Source organism: Mizugakiibacter sediminis, from assembly GCF_000953855.2.
GTDB lineage: Bacteria > Pseudomonadota > Gammaproteobacteria > Xanthomonadales > Rhodanobacteraceae > Mizugakiibacter > Mizugakiibacter sediminis.
In genome coordinates this window covers 22,398-29,475 of sequence record NZ_DF970204.1, presented here as the reverse complement: position 1 = coordinate 29,475, position 7,078 = coordinate 22,398, and the positions used below count along the sequence as shown (strand labels likewise).

Here is a 7,078-nt window from a genome sequence, read left to right as displayed (position 1 = left end):
GATCGCCGCGCTGCGCGAGGCCGGCATCGCCGCGCGCCCGCACCCCTGGCTGGCGGATGCGTTGGCGCTGGAGACGAGCATCGACGTCGCCCGCCTGCCCGGCTTCGCCGAGGGCCGCCTCGCCGTGCAGGACGGCGCGGCGCAGCTCGCCGCCGACCTTCTCGACGCGCGCGACGGCATGCGCGTGCTGGACGCCTGCGCCGCGCCCGGCGGCAAGGCCTGTCACCTGCTCGAGCGCGCGGACGTCGAACTGCTGGCGCTGGAGCGCGAGCCGGCGCGGCTGGCGCGCGTGCGCGAGAACCTCGCACGGCTCGGCCTCGCTGCCGAACTGCGCGCGGGCGACGCCGGCGATGCCGCGACGTGGTGGGACGGCCGTCCGTTCCAGCGCATCCTGATCGATGCGCCGTGCTCCGCCACCGGTGTGATCCGCCGCCGCCCCGACGTGAAACTGCACCGGCGCGCCGCCGACCTGCCCGCGCTCGTCGCCGAACAGGCGCGCCTGCTGGCCGCGCTGTGGCCGCTGCTGGCGCCGGGCGGGCGCCTGGTCTACGCCACCTGCTCCGTGCTGCGCGCGGAGAACGCGGCCGTGGTCGACGGTTTCCTCGCCGCGCACGCCGACGCGCGCGCGGTCACGCCGGCGCTGCCGGCCGGCCGCGCCGACGGCGCCGGCTGGCAGCTCCTGCCCGGCGATGACGGCCTGGACGGCATGTACTATGCCGTCCTCGAAAAACGCGCCTGACGCCCCGGATCACCGATGAACGCCATCCCGCCCGTGCGCGGCGCCCGCCGCGAAGCCGCGCTGTTCTTCCTGTTCGCGTTCGTGCTGCTGGCGGCCGGCATCGGCCTGCGCGATCCGTGGCCGTCCGACGAGCCGCGCTTCACCCTGGTGGCGAAGCAGATGGTCGAGTCGGGCGAGTGGCTGTTCCCGCATCGCGGCATCGAGCTGTATTCCGACAAGCCGCCGACGCTGATGTGGCTGGAGGCGCTGGGCTACGAAATTTTCGGCCACTGGCGCATCGCCTTCCTGCTGCCCTCGCTGCTGGCGGCGCTGGGGACGCTGTGGCTGGTCTACGACCTCGGCAGGCGGCTGTGGACGCCGCGCACCGGCCTGTACGCCGCCGGCGCGCTGTTGTGCGTGGTGCAGTTCGTCTACCAGTCCAAGCGCGCGCAGATCGATCCGCTGGTGACCTTCTTCATCACCGCGGCCAACTACGGCCTGCTGCGGCATTTCCTGCTGGGCCCGGACTGGCGCGCCTACTGGCTGGGCTGCTTCGCCGCCGGGCTGGGCGTGATCACCAAGGGCGTCGGCGTGCTGGCGCTGGCGCTGTTCCTGCCGTACTTCTTTGCGCGCTGGCGCGGCTGGAACGGGCTGGCGCGCATCGAGGGCGGCGGCTGGCGCTGGGCCGCGGGCGCGCTGGCGCTGCTGGCGGCGATCGCGCTGTGGCTGGGGCCGATGCTGTGGACGGCGCAGGCGCACGGCACGGCGGAATACCGCGCCTACGTGCAGGACATCCTGTTCCACCAGACCGCCGGTCGCTACACCGATTCCTGGGACCACCACCACCCGGCCACGTACTACCTGGTGGTGATCCTGTTCAGCTGGCTGCCGCTGTCGCTGACCTATCCCGGCACGTTCCCGCGCTGGCGGGAGCGCCTGCGCGCGCGCGACGCGCGCTTCCTGCTGCCGCTGGCATGGGTGGTGCTGGTGGTGCTGTTCTTCAGCATCCCCAAGGGCAAGCGCGACGTGTACATCATGCCGGCGCTGCCGATGCTGGCGCTGGTCAGCGGGCCGTTCCTCGCCGAGCTGATCGGCCGGCGCTGGCTGCGCGCCGCGTCGCTGGCGCTGGTCGTGCTGCTGGGCTCGGGCTTTGTCGGCGCCGGGCTGTGGGCGCTGGCGGGCCATCCGGCCTTCGCGCAGCGCTTCGCCGAGCAGCGCGGCCTCGAGGGCGGCGGCGCGGCGATGTGGTGGATGCTGCTGGCGATGGGCGCCGCGCTGCTGGCCGCCGCCGCGATCGGGCGGCTGCGCCGCGGCGTGCAGGCGCTGCTGGCCGGGCTCGCCGCGCTGTGGCTGCTGTGGAGCCTGTGGGCGTACCCGCTGCTGAACCCGTCCAGCTCGGCGGCAGGAGTGATGCGGAAAGTCGCGGCGATCATCGGCCCGCACGCCGAACTGGCCATGGTGGCCTGGAAGGAGCAGAACCTGCTGATGGCCGACCGTCCGGCCGTCGACTTCGGCTTCGGCCGCCCCTGGCACGAGCAGCTCGCCGCCGCGCTCGCCTGGCAGCGCCAGGCGCCGGAGCGGCGCTGGGTGTTCGTGCAGGGCGCGGCGCTGGGGCCCTGCGTGGATCGCGGCAAGGCGGTCTACGTCGGCCACGCCAACCGCCGCGAATGGTGGCTGTTCCGCGCCGAGGCCGTGGTGCCGGGCTGCGTGCCCGGTCCGGCGGCGGACAGCGGCGAGAACCCGAACGCGGAATAGCGACGCAGGTCCGCTTTTCGCCCCGGGCGTTCCGCTAGCGTGACCCGACGGGGGACGCCATGCGGGAGCATGAGATACCGGTCAAGACCGAGGTGGGGCAGCGTGAAGTCGGCGAACGCCGGCGCAGCCTGCCGCCGCACGCCCGCACCGTCCTGATCGCCATCAACGGCACGCAGACGCTGGCCGAACTGCGCGACGGCTTCCGCGCCTTCGCCGACTTCGACACGATCATGATCCGCCTGATCGCGGAAGGGCTGGTGCAGGCCCGGCCCGCCGACGAGAGCGCCGGCGCGGCCGTGTCCGCGGAGGTGCTGCGCGCCAAGCAGCTGATGACCGAGAGCGTCGCCGCGGCGTACGGCCTGCGCGGCATCACGCTGACGCTCAGGCTCGAACGCAGCTCCAGCGCCGCCGAGCTGGCCGCGTTGCTGCCGGATTTCCAGCGCGCGCTGACCAAGGCGCGCGGCGCGGAGTTCGCCGCGGCGATCGTCGCCCGCGCCAACGCCCTGCTCGATACCGCCGCCTTGCCGCGCTGAGGCCACGCTCGGCTACACTGGCGCGCCCGGCCTGCAGGCCGCCGCGCGTCCTCACGCTGCCCCGACGATGAACGTCAACCTGATCGCCTGGGACAACGGCTTCGGCCTGACCCGCAACCTGCGCCTGCTCGGCGAGGCGCTGACCGCCTCCGGACATCGCGTCAGCGTCAGCGCGATCCGCCGCGGCAAGCTGCGCAAGATCCTGCGTCCGAAGCTGCTGCGCGCGCGCATCGCCTGGCAGCGGTTGCGCGGCGGCGAAGTGCGCAGCTACGACGTCAACCTGATGCTCGAGCACGTGCGCGCGGAGTACTTCCCGGTGGCGCGCCACAACGTGCTGATGCCGCATCCGGAATGGTTCCTCGACAGCGACCGCGCCGCCCTGGGCGGCGTCGACCGCGTGTTCGCGCTGACCCGTCACGCCGTGCCGATCTTCGAGCGGCTGGGCAAGCCGGTCGACTACGTCGGCTTCACCAGCGAGGACCGCCTCGACCGCGGCGTGCCGCGCGAGCGCGCGTTCTTCCATCTGGCCGGACGCAGCCAGAACAAGGGCACCGAGGCGCTGCTGGCGCTGTGGCGGCGCCATCCGGAATGGCCGCGCCTGACCGTGGTGCAGAATCCGCGCACGGCGAAGCTGGGACCGCCGGCGGCGAACATCGACCACCGCATCGACTATCTCTCCGACGCCGAACTCAGGCGCCTGCAGAACGCCCACCGCTTCCACCTGTGCCCGTCGGAGACGGAGGGCTTCGGCCACTATCTGGTCGAGGCGATGGGCGTCGGCGCGGTCACCGTCACCGTGGACGCGCCGCCGATGCACGAGATGGTCACGCCCGAGCGCGGCGCGCTGGTCGGCCATGCGCGCACCGGCACGCAGCACCTCGCCACCACGTACTACTTCGACGCCGCCGCGATGGAGGCCACGGTGACGCGCCTGCTCGGTCTGGACGACGCCGAGCTGGAGCGCATGGGCGACGCCGCGCGCGCCTGGTTCGAGGCCAACGACCGCGCCTTCCGCGAGCGCATCGGCGCCGCGGTGGCGGCGCTGGGCTGAAAGGCGTGCGCCGGTTCAGGCGGCCGGTGCCTCGTACATCCAGCGCAGCGTGTCCGCCAGCGGGATCGCCGGCAGCGGGCCGATCGCCGCGGCCAGGCGCGCGGCGCTGCCGACCAGCCGCCGCACCTCGTTGTCGCGCACGTAGGCGGGATTGACCCGCACCTCGATGCGGTAGCCGGCGATGGTCTCCATCATCGTCAGCACCTCGCGCAACGACCAGGCCTGGCCGCTGCACAGATTGAACACGCTGCCCGACGGCGGCGCGGCCTCGAGCAGGCGCCGGTAGCACGCCGCCACCGCGCGCACGTCCTGGAACTCGCGCCATACCTCGAGGTTGCCCAGTTCGATGGCGGCGGCGCGGCGGCGGAAGTGGTCGACGATCTTCGGGATCAGGAACTGCGGCGACTGGCCGACGCCGGTGTAGTTGAACGGCCGCACCAGGACGAGCGGCAGGCGCTCGCACCACAGCCGCGCCATGTATTCCATTGCCAGCTTGCTGACCGCGTAGTCGTTGGCCGGCGCCGGCGGGGTGTCCTCGTCGATCGGCTCGACGGTGGCGTTGCCGTAGACGTTGGCGCTGCTGGCCAGGATCACCGCGCGCGGCGTCCGCGGCAGCGCGGCCAGCGCCTCCAGCAGGTGGCGCGTGCCGACCACGTTGCAGCGGTAGATCGCGTCGACGTCGCCGTGGGCGACGAAGGCGATCGCGGCGAGATGGATCACCGCGTCCGGCCGCACCTCGGCGACGGTGCGCGCCACCGCCTCGCGGTCGAGCAGGTCGACGGCGCGTTCGTCCGGCGAGGTCTCGCGCGCGTGCGCGGCGTGGCCGAGTCCGGTGACGTGCCAGCCGGCGCGTTCCAGTTCGGCGCGCACGTAGCGGCCGGTGAAGCCGCTGCTGCCGGTCAGCAGGAGGCGCGGACGCGCGGGTTCAGCAGGAGAAGCCACGGCGATTCCGCTCGAGATCGGCCTCGACCATCATCGCGCACAGCTGTTCCAGCGTGGTCTTCGCCTCCCAGCCCAGCTCCGCGCGCGCCTTCGCCGGATCGCCGATCAGCAGGTCCACCTCCGCCGGCCGGTGGAACTTCGGATTGATCCGCACCAGCACCCGCCCCGTGCGCGTGCACACCCCCGTCTCCTCCACGCCGCGGCCGCGCCACTCCAGCGCGTAACCCGCGGCCCGGAACGCCAGCGTCGCGAAGTCGCGCACCGTCTCCGTGCGCTTCGTCGCCAGCACGTACGTGTCCGGCCGCTCCGCCTGCAGCATCCGCCACATGCCCTCGACGTATTCCTCGGCGTAGCCCCAGTCGCGCTTCGCGTCCAGGTTGCCCAGCTCCAGCACGTCCTGCTTGCCCAGCGCGATCTTCGCCACCGCGTCGGTGATCTTGCGCGTCACGAACTCGCGCCCGCGCAGCGGCGACTCGTGGTTGAACAGGATGCCGCTGGCGCCGAAGATGCCGTACGCCTCGCGGTAGTTCACCGTGCTCCAGTGCGCGAACAGCTTCGCCACCCCGTACGGACTGCGCGGCCAGAACGGCGTCGTCTCCGTCTGCGGCACCGCCTGCACCTTGCCGAACATCTCCGAGGTGGAAGCCTGGTAGAAACGGATCTTCGGGTTGACGATGCGGATCCCCTCGAGCAGGTGCAGCGCGCCGATGCCGGTGATCTTGGCGGTGGTGACCGGCTGCTCGAACGACACCCCGACGAAGCTCTGCGCCGCCAGGTTGTACACCTCCTCGGCGCCGCTGCGCTCGAGCAGGCGCAGCGTGCAGCCGAGATCGGTGAGGTCGTATTCCTCCAGCGTCAGGTTGGGGTGCTTGTCGACGCCCAGCTCCTCGATGCGCCAGAAATTCACCGAGCTGGTGCGCCGGTACGTGCCGTACACGCGGTAGCCCTTGTTCAGCAGCAGGCGCGCCAGGTAGGCGCCGTCCTGGCCGGATATGCCGGTGATCAGTGCGGTCTTCATGTCGGAGATTCCGGATCGGGCGCTACGGGCTGCGGCCGCGTCGCGCGAGAAGGAACGCGCATTCTGCCAGCGCCGCCGCGCCGCGGCGAGCTTGCGTTCAGATGCGCTGGCCGCGCTCCAGCAGCCACAGCTTGATGAATTTCTGCCGCACGTAGTTCGCCTCGACGTAGGCGAACACCAGGCCGCGCCAGCCGTCGAGGAAGCCGAGCCGCAGCACGTAGCCGCGCAGGAAGCGCCAGAACGGATTGAGCAGAATGTTGGCGAGGCGCGCGCGGCGGCCGCGCGCGTGCATGTGCTCGGCCATCAGCCGGGCGTAGCGTTCGAGTCGGCCGAGCTGGTCGGCCAGCGAGCGGTAGGCGTGATGTTCGAGATCGCCGGCGAGCGTCCGCACCGGCCCGTCGACGGTGACGTGCTCGTGGATCTCACGGTCGCCGCGCCAGCCGCCGCGGCGGCGGTCGAACAGGCGCAGCACGCGGTCGGGGTAGGCGTTGCCATGGCGCAGGTAGGCGCCGAAATATTCCGTGGCGCGCGCGAAGCGGTAGCCGGCGGCGCCGGCGAAACCCGACGCGCGCGCGCGTTCGATCGCCGTGCGCAACGCGGGCGTGACGCGTTCGTCGGCATCGAGGCACAGCACCCAGTCGTGGCGCGCCTGCCGCACGGCGTAGTCCTTCTGCGCGCGATAGCCGTCGAAGGCGCGTTCGAGCACGCGCGCGCCCTTCGCCGCGGCGCGCTCGCGGGTGCCGTCGGTGGAGCCGGAGTCGACCACCACGATCTCGTCGCAGAACGCCAGCGAGTCGAGGCAGGCGTCGATGCGGTCGGCCTCGTTGCGGGTGATGATGCAGGCCGAGAGCCGCGGTGGGGCGGGCAGCGACATGGGCGGCACGGGGCGGTCGAGCGGAATTCAAGGGTAGCCGAGGGTGTCCTGCGCCGTCATCGCCCCGGCCCGCGCGGCGGCGCCAGCGGAAGCGTGAATCGGATCACGATTGGCGCCGGCGCGGCGTCCGCCGCAGCAGATGTTCACCGGCCCGCTCGGCGCCGGTTCAGGCGGCCGCCGTACAACG

At 72.4% G+C, this 7,078-nt stretch carries 7 protein-coding genes; 4 read left to right on the top strand and 3 right to left on the bottom strand.

The features are described 5' to 3' along the window. From MBSD_RS09050 to MBSD_RS09035, 4 genes are all read left to right on the top strand, one after another. On the top strand, positions 1-739 hold a 739-nt coding region (locus MBSD_RS09050; protein ID WP_336603255.1), incomplete at its 5' end, for a 16S rRNA (cytosine(967)-C(5))-methyltransferase. Between the two features lie 15 nt (positions 740-754). Next, on the top strand, positions 755-2,473 hold the full coding sequence (locus tag MBSD_RS09045; RefSeq protein ID WP_062537021.1) for an ArnT family glycosyltransferase: 1,719 nt from the start codon (positions 755-757) through the stop codon (positions 2,471-2,473). Between the two features lie 59 nt (positions 2,474-2,532). Beyond that, entirely contained in the window at positions 2,533-3,006 is a 474-nt protein-coding gene (locus MBSD_RS09040) for a hypothetical protein (protein ID WP_148667850.1), read from the top strand. 67 nt (positions 3,007-3,073) lie between these two features. Then, positions 3,074-4,057 carry a glycosyltransferase gene (locus MBSD_RS09035; protein ID WP_062537019.1) on the top strand — a complete coding sequence of 328 codons (984 nt, stop codon included), beginning with the start codon at positions 3,074-3,076 and terminating at the stop codon, positions 4,055-4,057. A gap of 15 nt (positions 4,058-4,072) precedes the next feature. Here MBSD_RS09035 and MBSD_RS09030 read toward each other — a convergent pair whose 3' ends face one another. The 3 genes from MBSD_RS09030 to MBSD_RS09020 form a co-directional block, all read right to left on the bottom strand. Further along, positions 4,073-4,999 carry an NAD-dependent epimerase/dehydratase family protein gene (locus tag MBSD_RS09030; protein WP_062537018.1) on the bottom strand — a complete coding sequence of 309 codons (927 nt, stop codon included), beginning with the start codon at positions 4,997-4,999 and terminating at the stop codon, positions 4,073-4,075. Next, entirely contained in the window at positions 4,983-6,017 is a 1,035-nt protein-coding gene (gmd, locus tag MBSD_RS09025; RefSeq protein WP_187300611.1) for a GDP-mannose 4,6-dehydratase, read from the bottom strand. Before gmd ends, MBSD_RS09030 begins: the two co-directional genes overlap by 17 nt. Positions 6,018-6,114: 97 nt before the next feature. After that, complete coding sequence (locus MBSD_RS09020) at positions 6,115-6,891, bottom strand: glycosyltransferase family 2 protein (protein ID WP_062537016.1); 777 nt, start codon at positions 6,889-6,891, stop codon at positions 6,115-6,117. Positions 6,892-7,078 lie beyond the last annotated feature (187 nt).

Excerpts from the sequence above, each read along its gene's own strand:
- MBSD_RS09045 (WP_062537021.1), top strand. The coding sequence starts at position 755 with ATGAACGCCATCCCGCCCGTGCGCGGCGCCCGCCGCGAAGCCGCGCTG.
- MBSD_RS09040 (WP_148667850.1), top strand. The coding sequence starts at position 2,533 with ATGCGGGAGCATGAGATACCGGTCAAGACCGAGGTGGGGCAGCGTGAA.
- MBSD_RS09020 (WP_062537016.1), bottom strand. The coding sequence starts at position 6,891 with ATGTCGCTGCCCGCCCCACCGCGGCTCTCGGCCTGCATCATCACCCGC.
- MBSD_RS09035 (WP_062537019.1), top strand. The coding sequence starts at position 3,074 with ATGAACGTCAACCTGATCGCCTGGGACAACGGCTTCGGCCTGACCCGC.
- gmd (WP_187300611.1), bottom strand. The coding sequence starts at position 6,017 with ATGAAGACCGCACTGATCACCGGCATATCCGGCCAGGACGGCGCCTAC.